Here is a 17,663-nt window from a genome sequence, read left to right as displayed (position 1 = left end):
ATACCACTATGTTTACAAGCAGATTCAAAAAGAAACAGGTACATCACACAGACACAATTAAACAAATCTCAACCCGCTTAATTGAAATTTCATGCTGGCATGAAGACGATGTGCTCGAAGAATACGGAACAACGCTGCAAGGGCTCCCCAAAGAGGAGGCTGCACTTCGGCAAACACAATACGGGAGCAATCGTATTGTTCAGGACAAGACTCCCGCTTGGTATATGCAGTTGCTTGCCTGCTTTAAAAATCCGTTCATTTTGATTTTGCTCGGGCTAGACTTATTTTCAATCGTCACCAAAGATACCGAGGCGGCTATCATCATTAGCGTGATGGTAACGATTAGCGTTCTTATTTCCTTTACACAAGAATACCGCTCTCAGCGCACGGCAGAGAAACTAAAAGAAATGGTTAAGTCAACCGCCTCCGTCATTAGACATTCCGCACCTTACGAGATCGATATGGAGGCACTCGTTCCAGGAGATATTATTCATCTGTCTGCCGGAGACTTAGTCCCCGCCGATATTAGACTGCTGACGTCTAAGGACCTGTTCGTCAGCGAGTCATCGCTTACTGGCGAAGCGCTGCCTGTAGAGAAGCAAGATACGCTGCCGCGTCATGCCCAATTCTCCACGCACAAGCGCCAGCAGCGATATAACGCCATTGAGTTGCCTAACATGTGTTATATGGGCACCAACATTATAAGTGGTTCAGCCACAGGCATCGTGGTGTCTACCGGCTGCCGCACTTATTTCGGCGCGATGGCCAAAACCTTAGTTGGTTCACGTCCCATGACTAGCTTTGATAAAGGCGTGAACAGTGTCAGCTTCTTGTTGATCCGCTTTATGCTCATAATGGTTCCCATCATCTTCTTCCTGAATGGGTTCACGAAAGGCGATTGGCTCGACGCATTTTTCTTTGGTTTATCCGTTGCTGTCGGCTTAACACCTGAAATGCTACCCGTCATTGTAACTTCTAATCTCGCAAAAGGAGCAAATACAATGGCTCGCAACAAAGTGGTCGTGAAACGTCTAAACGCCATTCAAAATTTTGGCGCCATGAACATTTTATGTACAGATAAAACGGGAACGCTAACTCAGGATAAAATTGTGTTGAAGCAGCATCTCGACATTCATGGCCATGAGGACGAAAACGTACTACAACACGCCTATTTAAACAGCTTTCACCAGACGGGTCTGAAAAATTTATTAGACGTTGCGGTGCTTGAGCACGCCGAACTGCAACATATGCTTGGCGCGGAACGCTTGTACCAAAAAGTAGACGAAATCCCATTTGATTTTAACCGTCGCCGCATGTCTGTCATCTTAGAAAAGGACAACCGTCATTTACTCATTTGCAAAGGAGCAATGGAAGAGCTGCTCCGCATTTGTTCCCATGTCTCTGATCAAGGGCAGATTATGCCCATGACAGGTGAGATAAGTGCAAGCATACAGCAGATCGTGCAGTCGTTAAACAGCGATGGCCTGCGTGTTGTGGCGGTAGCAACCAAAGAGCTAGACGCAGCAAAAGATCAATATACAGTTCACGATGAATGCAACCTCACGCTCATAGGTTACATCTGCTTCCTAGACCCTGCCAAAGAAAGCGCAGCACCGGCTATCCAAGCGTTGCATGAGAATGGTGTAACCGTGAAAGTGCTGACAGGCGACAATGAAGCCGTAACCCGCAAAGTGTGCCAAGATGTAGGCCTGTTTGTTGATCGTATCGTGCTGGGTAGTGAAATCGACGAGATGTCGGATGATCATCTGGCTGATCTGGCAGAGCAAACTTCCGTATTTGCGAAGCTGAATCCACTGCAAAAAGCACGAATTGTACGTACTTTGCAGAGCAGGGGACATACCGTTGGATTTATGGGTGACGGAATTAACGATGCTGCGTCGCTGCGAGAAGCAGATGTCGGAATATCTGTAGATACGGCAGTTGATATTGCCAAAGAATCGGCGGACATTATTTTGCTGGAGAAAAGTTTGATGGTGCTAGAAGAAGGGGTTATAGAGGGCAGAAAAACGTTTGGCAATATTATAAAATACATTAAAATGACAGCCAGTTCTAATTTTGGAAACGTATTTAGTGTGCTTGGTGCAAGCGCCTTCCTTCCGTTCATGCCAATGCTGCCCATACATCTGCTCATACAGAACCTGTTCTACGATATTTCCCAGCTTTCAATTCCGTGGGACAATATGGATAAAGAGTTTTTATCTAAGCCTCGCAAATGGGATGCCAAATCAATCGGTCGTTTTATGCTTTGCATAGGTCCCATTAGCTCGATCTTTGATTATACGACGTTTTTTGTTATGTATTACGTATTTGCTGCCAATACGATTGGAGAACAGTCACTGTTTCAATCGGGATGGTTTATAGAAGGACTGCTCTCACAAACGTTAATCGTGCATATGATACGAACTCAAAAAATACCATTTTTCCAAAGCCGCGCCAGTTGGCCCGTTCTGCTGCTGACTGGACTCATCATGGTTGCAGGCATCTGTATTCCGTTTACACTGCTCGGTGAGGAAATCGGTTTGCAGCCGCTGCCGTTATCTTATTTCCCATGGCTAATCGGCATTTTACTTGGTTATTGTCTGTTAACCCAATTGGTTAAACGTTGGTATATTCGTAAATTTAACGAGTGGTTATAATGCCACATCTACGTTCGTTGGTATAAGAGCAGCACGAATCTGATATGCTTTATGCCTATACGTTGTCTGTGAACGAACAAAAACCTTCAGTTCCGCAAGACGAGCGGAATTGAAGGTTTTGTATATTTGCATAGAAGCAGCCCCTGAGTTCATAGATCAGGTGCGCCGCCTTGTTCCTAGTATTAGTCCTTCGTATCCGACTAAGGTGCCATCTCCAAAAACTTGGCGTCCGGCATTTTTTCCATCGCTGTACGCATCGCGTACTCGTTCTCGAACAGAGCAACAAAATTGCCGTTCTTGTCCTTCACGAGCTGCGAATTAATACGGAACTTCGTTGGATCGATATGATCAGCGACTACCCAACGAGCAAATTGGAAAGTCAACCGCTGAAGCTGCACATCCACTCCGTATTCTGCTTTCATTCGATATTCGAATACTTCAAATTGGAGTTGACCGACAACACCAAGAATCGTCTCATCAAATACTCCAGCATTATGGAATACTTGAATCGTACCTTCTTCGGTTAATTGGTCTACACCTTTTTGGTATTGCTTATGCTTAAGTGCATTTTTGACGGTTACACGCGCAAAAATTTCTGGCGAGAAAGTTGGAAGCTCATCAAACACAACCGACATGCCTTGGCTCAAGCTATCACCGATACGGAATATACCCGGATCAAACAAACCAATAATATCGCCAGGGAATGCCTCATCCACGATATCTCGGTCCTGCGCAAGAAATTGCTGCGGCTGAGCCAGCTTAATATCTTTGCCTACGCGCACATGCTTTACACTCATGCCACGCTCGAATTTGCCTGAGCAAATACGCAGGAAAGCAATTCGATCCCGGTGAGCAGGGTTCATATTGGCTTGGATCTTAAAGACATAACCCGAGAACTTCTCATTGGTCGGCTCGATCTCGCCTTCTGTTGTCTGACGGGAAGATGGTTTAGGTGCCAGCTGCAAAAAGTTCTCCAGGAACGTCTGCAAGCCGAAGTTATTAATTGCACTGCCGAAAAATACAGGCGTCAGCTCACCGTTCATTACTTTTTCATAATCAAATTCATCTCCGGCAACATCCAGCAGTTCCAATTCCTCGCACAACTGATCATGCAAGTAATCACCAGCCATCTCACGTATTACCGGATCTCGATAATCTTCAACCTTCTGTACTTGGATTGTGGAATGATCATCGCCTTGGAACAGCTCGACCTGTTTCTTCATCCGATCATACACGCCGCATAACCCGCGGCCCATACCGATTGGCCAGTTCATCGGAACGGAACGAATACCGAGCACATTTTCCAACTCTTCCATCAGTTCAAACGGACTGCGGCCTTCACGATCCAATTTGTTAATAAACGTAAAGATCGGAATACCCCGCTTCGCACAGACTTGAAACAGCTTGATCGTCTGTGCCTCGACGCCTTTAGCCACGTCAATCAACATCACAGCGCTATCTGCTGCTGTTAATGTGCGATACGTATCTTCACTGAAGTCTTGGTGACCTGGTGTATCCAAAATGTTAATCCGATGCCCATTATAATCGAATTGCATGACGGATGAAGTTACCGAGATACCGCGCTGCTTCTCAATTTCCATCCAGTCACTCGTTGCGTGCTTGCTTGCTTTCCGTGCCTTTACCGTCCCTGCGAGACGAATAGCTCCCCCGAATAAAAGCAGCTTCTCTGTAAGCGTAGTCTTACCAGCATCCGGGTGAGAAATAATTGCAAACGTACGACGCTTATCGACCTCTTTAATCAATTGGTCTGTTAACGATTTACTCATCACATTAGCCCTCTCATCTCAAAATCACATAACATCTATTCTAACATAAAAGAGGGTATCTTAGAAACGGGATTCTGGTTGGTAAAATGCTCGCATAACCAAAGTCACATCACGAATTTCACCATCCCCGCTTTGATCTACGACAACCCAGTTCGTCGCTAATGTAGACTCGAGCATAGCAGCGTCCTTCTCACTTACTCGAAGGCCATCCATGCGCCCCTCACTTTCAGTATAATCGGAGCCTGCTTCGAAGCCCAAGCGTTCCCGCACCCAATTTTTCAAACCGTACACCGTATTAAATGTCATTTTGTAGCCCTTTGTCACTGCTGATTCCAGATCTTCGCCATGCTCACGAGCGTAAGTTACCCATTCCGTATAGTTGCCCGCTTCACTTAATAAAGCAACGTCGTTATGTTGAATGACTTGAAGCAGTTGTTCGTCAGACAGACCGAACCGACGTGCCTTTTCGAGCAGCACCGCGCTATTTTGGGAAATACGTACAGGAGTTGTCATGTATGATCATCCTTTTCCATCATATTCTTGTTATGTCTATCGATAACCCGCTTTATACCTGTTAAAGCTCAGCTGGCGTGTCTCCCCTACTGACTGATCTAATCCCAGCTCTAGTACGGAAAAGACTGTGCCTCTAAATAAGAGAGCACAGTCCATTCTTTCATCCGCCTATATGTTAGGAGCCTATTAGGAATGCACGTGCCGGAGCCGCCTCAATACCCGTCAGCTTAAGCGGAGCGATCACCATAAAATAGGTGCCTTGCTCCACTTCCTTCAGACGTAAACCTTCTACAATGATAATATCGTTCTGGAAAAGCGGTCGATGAGTCGTATAGTTCGGCTGCGCACGCTCAATACCGAGCCCGTCCGTACCAACACCTTTTACACCAAGCTCAATTAAATACTGAGCTCCCGTCTCATTCAGAAATACAAATTCGAAGTCAAACTCTTCCGAAGAAGAGTTCCGTGTCTTAAACAGTACCCAGTCTCCGCGCTGCAAGCCAAATGGTTCCAAATCTTCACGACCGATACTGTCCTGCACATGTGTCAAGTCCAACACACGCGCATGTCCAACCAGTTGATCAAGTCCAATCGACTCAATCGTATCGCCATTCTCCAACATATGTAACGGCGCATCAACGTGCGTACCGCAATGTACATCAATATCGATCCGCGATTCATACGCTTTGGCGTTAGAGAAATTTTGTACGTTACGAATAACGGGCTTCTTCTCATCTTTATTCTTATATACCTGCATGCCGTCTTGAATCGTCATCGAGATATCGTAAATCTTAAACAACGCTTTCGCCTCCTAGTCGGTCGTCGATCGTTATTTCCACACCACGGTATCTTCTTCTTGCCCGTTCACAGGCCACCAGCGATAACCGTCTTGCTCCAACAGCTCATTAGCAGCCTGCGGCCCCCATGATCCTGCCGGATATTGGTGAAGATCGTCGTTCGATTCGCGCCAAGCCTCAGCGATCTTATCCACGAAGGACCACGCTGCTGCCACTTCATCCCAACGGGTAAAGTAGGTGGAATCGCCGCGCGCAGCGTCAAAGATTAGACGCTCGTATGCTTCCGGCGTGTTAATGCCGATCATGCAGCTCTGGCAAAAGTCCATCGCAAGCGGTTGAATGCCGCCTTCAGCTCCAGGCTTCTTACCATTGATACGGACATAGATCCCTTCCATTGGGTTAACCCGAATGACAAGAAGATTCGGCTCAAGCTTATGCTTACGACCCAGATAAACGTTGGATGGCATACTCTTGAATTCCACAACCACTTCCGTAGTCTTCACAGGAAGACGCTTGCCTGTACGAATGTAGAAGGGTACTCCCGCCCAGCGGAAGTTGTCCACAAATACCCGTGCGGCAAAGTATGTCTCCGTAACGGATGCAGGGTTCACCTTCTCTTCTTCCCGATAACCAGGCAAAGCTTTGCCTTTCATAGCACCAGCAGCGTACTGACCACGAATCACATGCTCATGTACTTCCTCAGCAGTATGATATTGACGCAAGGAACGAAGCACTTTAACCTTCTCATCACGAATATCCTCCGGATGAAGACGGCTTGGTGGCTCCATTGCGATCATCGTCAGCATTTGCAGCATATGATTCTGAGCCATATCGCGCAAAGCACCAGCATGGTCATAATAACCGCCGCGTTCTTCCACGCCTACGGTCTCAGATAAAGAGATTTGAATATTGGCAATGTGCTTGTTGTTCCAGAGCGGCTCGAAGAAGGCATTCGCAAAGCGAATCACTTCAATATTTTGAACCATCTCTTTGCCGAGATAGTGATCAATACGGTAAATCTGTTCTTCTTTAAAGACAGAGCTGAGCTGCTCATTCAACCGTTCCGCCGACTCCAGATCATATCCGAAGGGCTTCTCAATGACGAGACGAGTCCAGCCTTCTGTATCCAGCATTCCACCATCACGCAAGTTATGTGAAACACTGCCAAACAATTCTGGCGCAAGCGCCATATAAAACAAACGATTGCCGGGAACGTCGAACTTACGTTCAATCTCTTCCGTCTGCACATTCAGCTCGCGGAAACCGTCCACATTGTTGATATCGAGAGGTTTGTATTCGAAGTGCTCAGCAAATCGCTCCCACTCTCCATTATCCTTCACATCGTAACGACAAAACTCATCAATCGATGTACGAACATCTACACGGAACTCATCGTTCGTGCGCGGGCGACGCGCAAGTCCTACAACGGCAAAGCGCTCGCCAAGCTTGCCTTCACGATATAAGCTGTATATGGCAGGGAACAGCTTACGGCGCGCAAGGTCTCCGGTAGCACCAAAAATGAAAAAGACGGCGCCATCGGACAATATCGATTCTTGATTATGCATCTCAGTCATCTCTCTCCATCATCCTTACACTCGTTTATAGAACTTCAACATTTTTATTTCGAATGTGATGCCATTTTAGCACATAAATCTGCAGGATTCCATCTTTATAGACAAATCATTACTAGTATTCTCCAGAGATTAAGGGCGTTCCAAATGAGATTCGTGTTATTCCCGTAATGCCATTCTCCTGCACAGCAACCTGAAGGTTCGCATGCCCTTCCTTCATCGCAACCCCTTCCCCCATATAACTAGTCTCATAAGAAGCACTAATCGTTCTGTCATCCTCGTATATATCTAGTGGATTAGCGCTGCCCCATTCTTTAATGGCCAGCTCTGCCTTTGCCCATGCTGCGTCACGTTTTAAGTTTGTTTCGGTCTGTACAGTTGCATTCCAATCGTTCTCGAAGCCGCCCGCCGTTAATAAGCTGCGAAGACGATCCGCTTCTTCCACGCTCTGCTTCATCCCGCCATTCGCAGCCCCTTTTATAGTAACGACATAATAAGCACGTCCATCCTTTTCCCGAAATAAAAGAATATCGCCTTCCCAAGAGGAAGTCCCGTAATGAGAACGGTACACGGTACGCCCGTGCTCTGTAACTTCCACAAACGACTCCTTATGTTTAATGGCAACTGACCATTCATTTCGTTCATCCTTCCAGTCTTCTGCTGTCGTCTGAAAGCTCCCCTGCACCGTAATGGTCGTGTTAAACTTACGCTCGCCGCTAAGCTCGGCTAACACCCACAACATGCTTACCCGTTCCGAAATGGACGGTACCTGCTTCTGATCCGCTTTAGCTACAGTTACCGCAGCGCTGCTGAGCATAGGCCCCCCCCAGGATGCTGCGGCTCCGCACAGCGCAAATAAAGTCAAGCTAAGCACAGCAATCCATCTTCCTTGTCGTTTCATCCTGTCATCGACCTCCATTACAAGATAATGTCTGTTACTGCCCAAATAAGTTACTGACCGTAGGTAAACGTCCATACACGTTTGTCACGTCTTGAATACATTAAGTAGCAAAACATTTGATGAAAGGAGACTGACAAGATGATCCCTATTCCTTTGGATGAGAAAACGATTTCGCAGTTTTGTGGACGTTCAGTTGGTGTTGTGACCAAAGATGGTCGTGAGTATGTTGGTCGTTTGAGTCGTTGTGAGAACGGCAAACTCATTTTAAACGCTGATTCCTCACCAGCACATTTGGCAGGGGAAACAAAAGACGCAACACCGAAAAAAAAGAAGGCCAAAAAATCAAAGGCTAACACTGCTCCTGATGCTGGCCCAACTCCAACTCCAATTACAGCCGCTGCAAGCTATACTGCACATCCTTCCGCGACTGCAAGATACTCGTATCCTTATCAACCATTACATTATGGCCCCCGAGTGGACTTGGATTTAGCACTAGTCTCTTTATTGTTTCTGCTTGTTTTGTAAGACTCCTGCTTTCTATAAATGCTCATTCCATCAAGCTTTATCGAGCATTTCCTACGAAAATCGACCTATTTAATTCGGTAAATTTTGCAGGTGCTCACACTTACTTTTTGTTTAATTGGACTAGGTGAAGTCATATTGGGCAGAGGCCTTCATCCACTTGTGAACGGATAAATAGCTTATCCCACAAGGCGAACCAATAATCCCGACTGCTTGCTTCTTGCAGCAGCCCAAAAGAAAAGGCAGCCCTCTACTGTATGCACAGTAAGTGGAGCTGCCTTGTCATTTATTCGCTTAATCCGTTCTTGTACGCATATATAGCGGCTTGCGTTCGATCTTCTACACCAAGCTTCGCCAATATATTTGTCACATGAAATTTTACAGTTTTTATTCCGATGAACAAATCATCCGCAATATCTTGGTTGGATTTGCCTTGTGCCAACAATCGTAATACATCCATCTCACGCTCTGTGAGATGTTCGTGAGCGGCTTGGGTCGGCTTGGGCTGACGAAAACGGTTCATCATCTTGGATGCCACTTGCGACTCCAGAACAGATTGCCCTCTTGCTGCTGCACGAATCGCCTCTGCGATCTCAGTTGCTCGTGAAGTCTTCAATAAGTAGCTGAAAGCCCCTGCTTCAATTACGGGATACATCTTTTCGTCATCCAGATAGCTGGTCAATACGATTACTTTGCATTCCGGATAAAGCTGCAGCAGTTTGCGCGTCGATTCGATACCGTCCATGCCATCCATGACAAGATCCATCAGCACAACATCGGGCTTGTATTCCTGGGCAAGCCTAATTCCTTCTTCACCATTGCTTGCTTCCCCAACAACTTCGATGCCATCTTCCGTACTTAATACAGCCGCAAGACCGATACGAACCATCTCATGGTCATCCACGAGCAGCACTCGAATCGATGTCTCGATATCCATTTCTATCGCCATCGCTAACCTCATCCTCCTTCCAAGCCGGTTCGTCTTTTAATACAGGAACCCGAATCTCAATTCGTGTTCCTTTATCAGGGGCCGTTACAAATTGAATGGAGCCTCCAATCTCGTTAACACGCTCCTGCATTGTACGCAGACCGTAACTTGCCTGCTTATGATCCTCCCAATGAAAGCCAACCCCATTATCACGAATCATTAGCCTTACAGCATCCTCACGATTCTGAAGCCTTATTTCCATCCGCTCCGCCTTGGAATGCCGCAACGTATTCGATAATGCCTCTTGAATAATACGGAACAGATGATTTTCCACACCTTTTAGCAGTTGGATATCCTCGTCCACTTCACAATGAATATCAATCGGAACTTTGGACTGCAACTCATGTACCAATTCCCGTAAACCTTGAACTAGTCCTTTACCTTCCAGATGGACCGGCCGCAAATGCAGCAGCAAGGCCCGCATCTCCGATTGCGCTACCGATGCCATCTCTTCAATCAGCTCTACCTGACGCTCCGCCCGATCAAAATCACGGCCCAACGTACGTTTCACTGCCGTTGCGGTCATCGAGATCGCAAACAATTGCTGACTGACCGCATCATGCAGCTCCCGCGCCAATCGCTGCCGCTCTTCAATGATAGCCGTAATACGCGCTTGTTCTGCAAGCTGCGCATTGTTGGTCGATAGACGCTGCAAAGAGGTTACTTGCTCTTCCCAGCGCTTACTAACCCGACCTAATTGTTCAGCAAGCTGTCCGAGCTCGTCATTACCAAGCTCCGGCATCGGTCTGGACAGGTTGCCTTTCTCTAAGAGCACCATCGATTCGCGCAGCAGCTCAATTCTGCGCTTAATCTTGTAACCTTGATAGAAACCAAACAGCGTTGCAATAACCGCTACGACCAGCAGAGCTGATAACGTTGCCTTTACTCCAATTGCCCATGTATCAAAGGGCTGAACATACCCAGCTGATTGCAGCATGTATACGATAATAAAAAACAAAGCAAAGGAAAGGAGCAGCGTTTCTCCCATAAATCGTATGACCATATTTGCATTCTTCTTGCTATTCATGCGGAAAGCTTCTCCTTTCACCTGACTTAATGCAATTTACTTAATGCAATTTAATGTCAATATCTCCTACGATATAAGAAAGATACAGTTTCACTCTCTGGTCCATTTTCTCATAATTTGGAGATCGCCACATCCATTTATTAAAAAATCCCGTATCTCTGTCATGGCCCACATCGATTTGTCCAAACAAAACGGTTGCTTCAATCTCAACACCGATATGATCTGGAATAATAATATCAATGTCACCCATAACACCTTGGAAGAGCAGTGTTGTCTCTGGTTCCTCTAAAATCGCAAGTGACAGGTCGATATCACTTTCCCCGACAAGATGCCATAAGCTTTGACTATACAAATGATAAGGCTCGCGGTCCCACTTTAAACTAGTGGATAAGTTTTGACGCTTTATAACTTGCTCATTCGACTGCACCTTACGTGATCGAACATAAAATAAGCCTAGTGAGATAAGAACGATGCCGATAAACAACGGCAGATGCTCCAGCAGAAGTATGGCGCCACCAACACCTAGCAGCACATATCCGATTTTGGTCTCCATTAACTGTACTTTACGCATACCAACAACGATCAGCACAAGGGCGACAAATGTCCCGAAGCTTAGCCATTTTCCGATTAATATAAACAGCCCCAGCACTATAAGAACATAAGCAAGTACTCGGTTATTCGACTTCATGTCGCACCTCCTGTTCTGTCATTGTACAAAGGCACTTACGGCGATGCAGGATGCATCGCCGTATTTAGCCCAATGTTTAGCATATCATACTCAATCACTAAACCCCAAGAAGTTATTCCGTTTTGCCAAGCTTTTGCTTTAAGGCAGCAAGCTGTTCTTCTACCTTTAACTGCTTTTCAGGATCAACCGGCGGTTGATAAACTGATGAAGTTGAGCTATAAGGCACACGCAGAACATCAGCTTCTGCTTCTAGCTGCATAATCTTCTCCTCCATACGGTGGAAACCAAGTGATGCACTTCCGCTTTCAATCGTATGCAGTGTGTTGATGGATGACATTTGCTTGCGGGCTTGTGCCATTTGAGCACGTGCAGCCAATTCATTTCGTTTGTTGCGGAGTTTGTAGAACTCATCCTTCATGACGTGCATTTGATGCATCAACTCATCTGCCTGTGCTTTTGCCTGAGCATGAAGATCGCCGAATTCTACTATTTTTTGATCATAGTACAATTTCTCTTCCAACAGCTTTCTTGCCAGTTCCTCTTGACCAGAAGTCAGAGCACGCCCTGCTTGTGCTTCGCGTTCACCTGAAACACGTACAGCTTCCTCATAACGTTGTTTCATACGGCGCTCGTTAGCCATTTGCTTAGCGACTGTTACTTCTGCTTCACGAATTTCTTGCTCCATATCACGTAGATATTGATTCAACATTACTACTGGATCCTCAACCTTATCCAACAAATCATGTACAGATGCTTTTGTCATATCCTTAATACGTTTAAATACTCCCATTTTACTTATCCCCTTTCTCGTACTTTGCGAGTTTCTCGCGCAATTGTTGTAATTCGTTCATCATAGCTTTCTTCTCAATATCACTCATCATAGAGTCGATATTCGAACTGTTATTATCGTACGAACTGTTATATTGCTGCTGTGAGCGATAATCGTTTCGATTACGATAACTATTGCGATTGTATTGGGCATCGCGGTCATGTGAGTATCCTTCACCTGCATAGCCACCGTTATAGCCTTGTGGGTCATAATTGTTAGGACCGTATCCGTTCGAGCCGTTAAATCCCATCGGGCCATACGGCCGCGGCTCTTTTGGAACAACAAGCGCTATGACAAAGTAGACAAAGAGCAGAGTGAATCCGGAAAATATGACTCCGATCACAAACAACACACGGATGAGTGTTGCATCGATATTCAGCCATTCCGCAAGTCCGCCACACAGTCCGCACATTTTAGAATCACGTGTGGAACGATACAGCTTCTTGTTCATCCTTCAATCACTCCTTAGGTGTGTTCAGCTTCTGCTTCAAGCGCTCCATCTCTTGCTGCACTTGCGCATCTTTTTCATAAGAACCTCTATAGCTGGCATCATTCATACGGCGAACGTCGCGTAAGCTTTGGGATTCCCACTCCATATCAGTTACACGATCATCCAATCGGCGGAACATACCATCAACCTGATTCGGATTACCAAATCCACGTTCGTTCATACGCTGCTGCAAACGAATCGTCTGCATACGGGCGATGTACATTTGACGCTTGTCATACACCGTTTGGAATTCGCTTTTTAACGTGTGCAGTTGTTCCTCCAGATCGAGAATCGCCTGCTTGCTTTTATCATATAAGTCTGTGTAATTTAACACTTTCTCTTCATGCATTAATTTCTCTTGAAGGGCTAGCTTAGCTGCGTATTCTTCGTTCGCTTTCAGAGCCAACAAAGCTTGCTGTTCTCTACGATCACGAAGTTCTGCTGCTTGATTAAGCTGCTGTTTCATTTGGTTCGCATGCATGACATACTGTTGATACAATCGCTCCGCTTCCGTAATCTCTTGACGAGTACGCATTAGAAACTGGTCGATGAGGCGAATCGGGTCTTCCGACTTCTCTAAATGTTCATTTAGTGAGGCAAGCGTAATATCTCGTACTCGCCGGAATATATTGCTCATGCTGCTTAACCCTCCTTATTTCGAATTTTATAGCTTATGTTTAATAGGGATACCCTTTACGTTTGCCTACTAGCATGGATATACCAAAACATATCATACCGATTGCAACGAGTAAGCCGATAATCCAGGACAACTTGCCGATTAAGGAAATGGCACCGATGATAATGAATATCCAGCCAAAGAATGAATTTCCTTCTTTGACGCCGTAATACCCAAGTGCAATCATCGCAACTGGTATCAGGTATCCGAACAATCCTCCAAAGCTTAAACCAAGCTTACTCAACAAGAGGAATGCCCCAAGTCCGATCAACAGTAATGCTAGAGTATTTCCTTTCTTTTGCATTGTGTTCGTCACCACCTTTCATATGTCGTTTGCTTATGTCTTTATTTTAGGTGGTTTCTTGTCATCTCAAAACAGGCTGTGGACGGTATTTAAACCTAGACTGAAGTCGGGGAACTCCATAGACTCCAGTTCTGCATGAGCCTCGCCCCTTGAAACTAACACCTGTTTCAAACGTATATAATTCCATAACTGTCCATTAGAGTGGTTCCATTACCAAATGGTAACCCGAGGGGCAGCTCTCATGTGAGGAGTGATGCGATGGAAACTTTATATTGGGGTTTACTCGTATTTGGTGTTGTATATGCGCTAGTGACGTTACTATTTAGCGATTTATTGGAACATGCCTTTCATTTTGTAGTCGGTGATGCTCATGTTCCATTTCTACAACCCACTATACTTGTCAGCGGCTTAACGACAATTGGCGCAATCGGTATTTTACTCACCCGATACTCCTTACTTCATACGGGCATTATTCTCACTATCGCCGTAGCAGGAGCTATTATATTAGCCGTGCTCGTTTACTTCCTCTATATTAAGCCGATGGAGAACAGTGAGAATTCTATTGGTTATTCCATGCAGGACTTGGTGGGCTCCATTGGGGATGTCAGTATTACGATACCCGCTCAGGGATACGGAGAAGTGATCATTAAAGTAGGGGTAAGCAACACCAATCAAATCGCAGCCTCTTTTGATGGCGTTGTGATAGCGCAGAATAGCCGAGTTGTCGTTATTGAGGTAAAAGAACACACCGTATATGTATCTCTTCTTGAATAAACGCTTATTCAATCTTTATCTTTTACTGCAATTGTCAATCCATACATTCGTTTGTTGTGAAATGCTTCTTGTCGAAGTTTTTCTCATACATATATGAATAAAAAGGAGAGATTAGGATGGAAGATTATTTATTGATTCCTCTTATCGTAGTGGGTGTTATCATTGTACTAGGCTTGGCATTTTGGGCACGCTACAAAACTGTTAGTCCTGACGAAGCTATGATTGTGACAGGCTCATATTTAGGGAGCCGCAATGTGTCCTCTGATGAAACTGGCCGTAAGATGAAAATCGTGCGGGGTGGCGGTGCTTTTATACTTCCTATTTTCCAACAGTCACAGTTTCTATCCTTGCTTTCTCACAAGCTAGACGTCTCAACACCTGAAGTGTACACCGAGCAGGGAGTTCCCGTTCTGACAGACGCAGTAGCGATCATTAAGATCGGAGGCTCAGTGGAAGATGTGGCCACAGCTGCGGAGCAATTTCTTGGGAAGCCTACCGAGGCATTACAAAGTGAAGCGCAAGAAGTATTGGAAGGGCACCTAAGAGCCATTCTTGGATCGATGACCGTTGAAGAAGTATATCGCAACCGTGATCGCTTTGCACAAGAGGTTCAATCCGTAGCAGCTAAAGATCTTAAGAAGATGGGGCTGCTAATTGTCTCTTTCACTATTAAAGATGTTCGTGACAAACACGGATACCTAGAGGCACTCGGAAAGCCTCGTATCGCAGCTGTCAAACGTGATGCTGACATTGCTGAAGCAGAAGCCATTCGTGATTCTCGAATCCAGAAAGCAAAGGCAGAAGAAGAAGGTATGAAAGCGGAACTGCTTCGTGATACGAATATTGCTGAAGCCGGCAAAGAGAAAGAATTAAAGATTGCCTCCTTTAAGAAAGAACAGGATCAAGCAAGAGCAGAAGCGGATCAGGCCTATCATATTCAGGAAGCACGTTCCAAGCAAAGTGTAGTTGAAGAGCAAATGCGTGTTGAACTCGTTAGAAAAGAACGTGAGATCGATCTCGAGGGCAAAGAAATATTGCGTCGCGAGAAGCAATATGATTCTGAGGTGAAGAAAAAGGCCGATGCAGAGCGTTATTCCGTCGTTCAAGCTGCGGAAGCGGAGAAATCACGCAAAGTTCTTGAAGCTGATGCGCTGCAATACCGCATCGAAGCCGAAGCAAAGGCATTAGCTGAGCAGAAGCGGCTTGAAGGTCTTGCAATTGCAGACGCTGAACGCGCTCGTGGTACAGCGGAAGCTGATGTTATTCGCTTGCGAGGTCTAGCTGAAGCTGAAGCCAAACAGAAGCTCGCGGAAGCATTCGAGAAATTTGGCGAAGCAGCAGTGCTCGACATTGTCGTGAAGATGCTCCCTGAATTAGCTGGTAAGGTAGCCGAGCCGATCAAGTCAATTGACAAATTAACGGTAGTAGATACTGGCAATGGTGAAGGCGCAGCACGAGTTAGTAACTATGTCACCCAGCTTATGGCAACAGCACCACAGATGCTTAAAGATGTCTCAGGACTCGATATCGAGAAAATGATCAAAAGATTAACAGACGGTGCAGGAAGTGAATCAAGTCGTACAGAAATTCCTTCCATTGCAAATACACCGGTTGCTAACAGTGATACGCAATAATTAATTATATGAAGTATAAAAGCCAAGCTGCGGAGCTTACGCTCACGTCTGCTTGGCTTTTGTATGGTTGTTTGTTTTTGCTATGTATATCTTCGTTATGCATAAGTTATGAATTCTATAAACCATTCTTTTGCATGACAGAGTCAAATCCCGTTGCCTAACTGCTAAGTAGTCTTTGTACGCAATAAAAAAACCCAAGAATCATCATGGGTCTGAATGTTTGAAATGGTGCCGGTGAGAGGACTCGAACCTCCACGGTTTCCCTCACGATTTTGAGTCGCGCGCGTCTGCCATTCCGCCACACCGGCATATTAAATTTAAGTGGCGTGCCCTGAGAGATTCGAACTCCCGACCTTTTGATTCGTAGTCAAATACTCTATCCAGCTGAGCTAAGGGCACATATGAAGCCATTTCAATCAATAAAAAATTATGGAGGCGCCACCCAGATTTGAACTGGGGAATAAAGCTTTTGCAGAGCTTTGCCTTACCACTTGGCTATGGCGCCATAATGGAGCGGACAACGGGATTCGAACCCGCGACCCTCGCCTTGGCAAGGCGATACTCTACCACTGAGCTATGTCCGCAAATGGCTGGGGATATAGGATTTGAACCTATGCATGACGGAGTCAAAGTCCGTTGCCTTACCGCTTGGCTAATCCCCAAAGGTATATGGGGCGATCGAGGGGACTTGAACCCCCGAGTGCCGGAGCCACAATCCGGTGCGTTAACCCCTTCGCCACGACCGCCACATTCCTAAAAATATTCAATTACACCAAGATGCTCTTGGCAGGGGCAGCAGGAATTGAACCCACACTAACGGTTTTGGAGACCGCTGTTCTACCTTTAAACTATGCCCCTATAATGGTGGAGGATGATGGATTCGAACCACCGAACCCGGACGGGAACAGATTTACAGTCTGCTGCGTTTGGCCACTTCGCTAATCCTCCAAGATGGTGCCGGCGAAAGGAGTCGAACCCTCGACCTACTGATTACAAGTCAGCCGCTCTACCAACTGAGCTACACCGGCATATTACTTATATGGTGGCTCGGGACGGAATCGAACCGCCGACACGAGGATTTTCAGTCCTCTGCTCTACCGACTGAGCTACCGAGCCTTACTTTCGATTAAATCGTCCTAACCAATATTAATTAAATGGCGGAGCTGACGGGATTCGAACCCGCGGTCTCCTGCGTGACAGGCAGGCATGTTAGGCCTCTACACCACAGCTCCACGATTCATTTGGTTGCGGGGGCAGGATTTGAACCTACGACCTTCGGGTTATGAGCCCGACGAGCTACCGAACTGCTCCACCCCGCGATATTATGGTGGACGCTGACGGGATCGAACCGCCGACCCTCTGCTTGTAAGGCAGATGCTCTCCCAGCTGAGCTAAGCGTCCATGTTGTCGTTGTTTCATCAGCGACTTTTATATCATATCAAATCTTTAACTCTTGTTCAACCCTCAATTATTACCAGTTGAGAGATTGTAATGGTGACCCGTAG

At 45.9% G+C, this 17,663-nt stretch carries 16 protein-coding genes and 13 tRNA genes; 4 read left to right on the top strand and 25 right to left on the bottom strand.

Translation table 11 applies throughout. The features are described 5' to 3' along the window. Window positions 1-8: 8 nt before the first annotated feature. Entirely contained in the window at window positions 9-2,657 is a 2,649-nt protein-coding gene (gene mgtA, locus H509_RS0121145; protein ID WP_028546823.1) for a magnesium-translocating P-type ATPase, read from the top strand. 200 nt (window positions 2,658-2,857) lie between these two features. Here the strand turns inward: mgtA and H509_RS0121135 are convergent, their stop codons facing one another. The 5 genes from H509_RS0121135 to H509_RS0121115 form a co-directional block, all read right to left on the bottom strand. Beyond that, the gene (locus H509_RS0121135) at window positions 2,858-4,444 is read right to left on the bottom strand and encodes a peptide chain release factor 3 (RefSeq protein WP_028546822.1); all 1,587 of its coding nucleotides are present in this window, start codon (window positions 4,442-4,444) and stop codon (window positions 2,858-2,860) included. A gap of 60 nt (window positions 4,445-4,504) precedes the next feature. After that, window positions 4,505-4,957, bottom strand: coding sequence for a hypothetical protein (locus H509_RS0121130; RefSeq protein WP_028546821.1), 453 nt, complete (start codon window positions 4,955-4,957; stop codon window positions 4,505-4,507). A gap of 175 nt (window positions 4,958-5,132) precedes the next feature. Beyond that, complete coding sequence (locus H509_RS0121125) at window positions 5,133-5,756, bottom strand: cyclase family protein (protein WP_028546820.1); 624 nt, start codon at window positions 5,754-5,756, stop codon at window positions 5,133-5,135. Between the two features lie 30 nt (window positions 5,757-5,786). Continuing rightward, window positions 5,787-7,328, bottom strand: coding sequence for a glucose-6-phosphate dehydrogenase (zwf, locus tag H509_RS0121120; RefSeq protein ID WP_028546819.1), 1,542 nt, complete (start codon window positions 7,326-7,328; stop codon window positions 5,787-5,789). Between the two features lie 112 nt (window positions 7,329-7,440). Next, window positions 7,441-8,226, bottom strand: coding sequence for a YwmB family TATA-box binding protein (locus H509_RS0121115; protein WP_051287504.1), 786 nt, complete (start codon window positions 8,224-8,226; stop codon window positions 7,441-7,443). A 138-nt stretch (window positions 8,227-8,364) separates the two neighbouring features. Here H509_RS0121115 and H509_RS0121110 point away from each other — a divergent pair, with 138 nt between their 5' ends. Beyond that, window positions 8,365-8,751, top strand: coding sequence for a hypothetical protein (locus H509_RS0121110; RefSeq protein WP_028546817.1), 387 nt, complete (start codon window positions 8,365-8,367; stop codon window positions 8,749-8,751). A gap of 283 nt (window positions 8,752-9,034) precedes the next feature. Here H509_RS0121110 and H509_RS0121105 read toward each other — a convergent pair whose 3' ends face one another. From H509_RS0121105 to H509_RS0121075, 7 genes are all read right to left on the bottom strand, one after another. Further along, complete coding sequence (locus H509_RS0121105) at window positions 9,035-9,697, bottom strand: response regulator transcription factor (RefSeq protein WP_425414253.1); 663 nt, start codon at window positions 9,695-9,697, stop codon at window positions 9,035-9,037. Beyond that, the gene (locus tag H509_RS0121100; protein WP_028546815.1) at window positions 9,645-10,763 is read right to left on the bottom strand and encodes a sensor histidine kinase; all 1,119 of its coding nucleotides are present in this window, start codon (window positions 10,761-10,763) and stop codon (window positions 9,645-9,647) included. Before H509_RS0121100 ends, H509_RS0121105 begins: the two co-directional genes overlap by 53 nt. A gap of 40 nt (window positions 10,764-10,803) precedes the next feature. Next, window positions 10,804-11,451, bottom strand: a complete 648-nt coding sequence (liaF, locus tag H509_RS0121095; protein WP_028546814.1) for a cell wall-active antibiotics response protein LiaF — start codon at window positions 11,449-11,451, stop codon at window positions 10,804-10,806. Between the two features lie 112 nt (window positions 11,452-11,563). Next, on the bottom strand, window positions 11,564-12,241 hold the full coding sequence (locus tag H509_RS0121090) for a PspA/IM30 family protein (RefSeq protein WP_028546813.1): 678 nt from the start codon (window positions 12,239-12,241) through the stop codon (window positions 11,564-11,566). A gap of 1 nt (window position 12,242) precedes the next feature. Continuing rightward, window positions 12,243-12,731, bottom strand: coding sequence for a PspC domain-containing protein (locus H509_RS0121085; RefSeq protein ID WP_028546812.1), 489 nt, complete (start codon window positions 12,729-12,731; stop codon window positions 12,243-12,245). A gap of 7 nt (window positions 12,732-12,738) precedes the next feature. Further along, entirely contained in the window at window positions 12,739-13,407 is a 669-nt protein-coding gene (locus H509_RS0121080) for a PspA/IM30 family protein (RefSeq protein ID WP_028546811.1), read from the bottom strand. 40 nt (window positions 13,408-13,447) lie between these two features. Next, window positions 13,448-13,750, bottom strand: a complete 303-nt coding sequence (locus H509_RS0121075; protein WP_028546810.1) for a LiaF transmembrane domain-containing protein — start codon at window positions 13,748-13,750, stop codon at window positions 13,448-13,450. Window positions 13,751-14,008: 258 nt separating this feature from the next. On the opposite strand from H509_RS0121075, the gene H509_RS0121070 reads away from it, so the two are divergent. Both H509_RS0121070 and H509_RS0121065 read left to right on the top strand, forming a co-directional pair. Next, window positions 14,009-14,524, top strand: a complete 516-nt coding sequence (locus tag H509_RS0121070) for an NfeD family membrane protein (protein WP_028546809.1) — start codon at window positions 14,009-14,011, stop codon at window positions 14,522-14,524. A gap of 116 nt (window positions 14,525-14,640) precedes the next feature. After that, window positions 14,641-16,158, top strand: a complete 1,518-nt coding sequence (locus tag H509_RS0121065) for a flotillin lipid rafts scaffold protein FloT (RefSeq protein ID WP_028546808.1) — start codon at window positions 14,641-14,643, stop codon at window positions 16,156-16,158. 226 nt (window positions 16,159-16,384) lie between these two features. Here the strand turns inward: H509_RS0121065 and H509_RS0121060 are convergent. From H509_RS0121060 to H509_RS0121000, 13 genes are all read right to left on the bottom strand, one after another. Continuing rightward, window positions 16,385-16,466, bottom strand: a tRNA-Leu gene (locus H509_RS0121060). 14 nt (window positions 16,467-16,480) lie between these two features. Beyond that, window positions 16,481-16,557, bottom strand: a tRNA-Arg gene (locus tag H509_RS0121055). A gap of 31 nt (window positions 16,558-16,588) precedes the next feature. Next, window positions 16,589-16,663 (bottom strand) — tRNA-Cys (locus H509_RS0121050). Window positions 16,664-16,667: 4 nt separating this feature from the next. Further along, a tRNA-Gly gene (locus H509_RS0121045) sits at window positions 16,668-16,742 on the bottom strand. A gap of 3 nt (window positions 16,743-16,745) precedes the next feature. Beyond that, a tRNA-Gln gene (locus tag H509_RS0121040) sits at window positions 16,746-16,820 on the bottom strand. Between the two features lie 8 nt (window positions 16,821-16,828). Next, a tRNA-His gene (locus H509_RS0121035) sits at window positions 16,829-16,904 on the bottom strand. Between the two features lie 38 nt (window positions 16,905-16,942). Then, window positions 16,943-17,016, bottom strand: a tRNA-Trp gene (locus H509_RS0121030). A 4-nt stretch (window positions 17,017-17,020) separates the two neighbouring features. Further along, window positions 17,021-17,106: transfer RNA gene (locus H509_RS0121025), tRNA-Tyr, on the bottom strand. A 4-nt stretch (window positions 17,107-17,110) separates the two neighbouring features. Then, window positions 17,111-17,186, bottom strand: a tRNA-Thr gene (locus tag H509_RS0121020). Between the two features lie 12 nt (window positions 17,187-17,198). Continuing rightward, a tRNA-Phe gene (locus H509_RS0121015) sits at window positions 17,199-17,274 on the bottom strand. Between the two features lie 39 nt (window positions 17,275-17,313). Beyond that, window positions 17,314-17,390 (bottom strand) — tRNA-Asp (locus H509_RS0121010). Window positions 17,391-17,400: 10 nt separating this feature from the next. Continuing rightward, window positions 17,401-17,477 (bottom strand) — tRNA-Met (locus tag H509_RS0121005). A 6-nt stretch (window positions 17,478-17,483) separates the two neighbouring features. Further along, window positions 17,484-17,559: transfer RNA gene (locus tag H509_RS0121000), tRNA-Val, on the bottom strand. Between the last annotated feature and the right edge of the window lie 104 nt (window positions 17,560-17,663).

This window comes from Paenibacillus taiwanensis DSM 18679 (assembly GCF_000425125.1).
Classification (GTDB): Bacteria; Bacillota; Bacilli; order Paenibacillales; family Paenibacillaceae; genus Paenibacillus_B; species Paenibacillus_B taiwanensis.
This window is presented reverse-complemented; position numbering and strand designations above follow the sequence as displayed.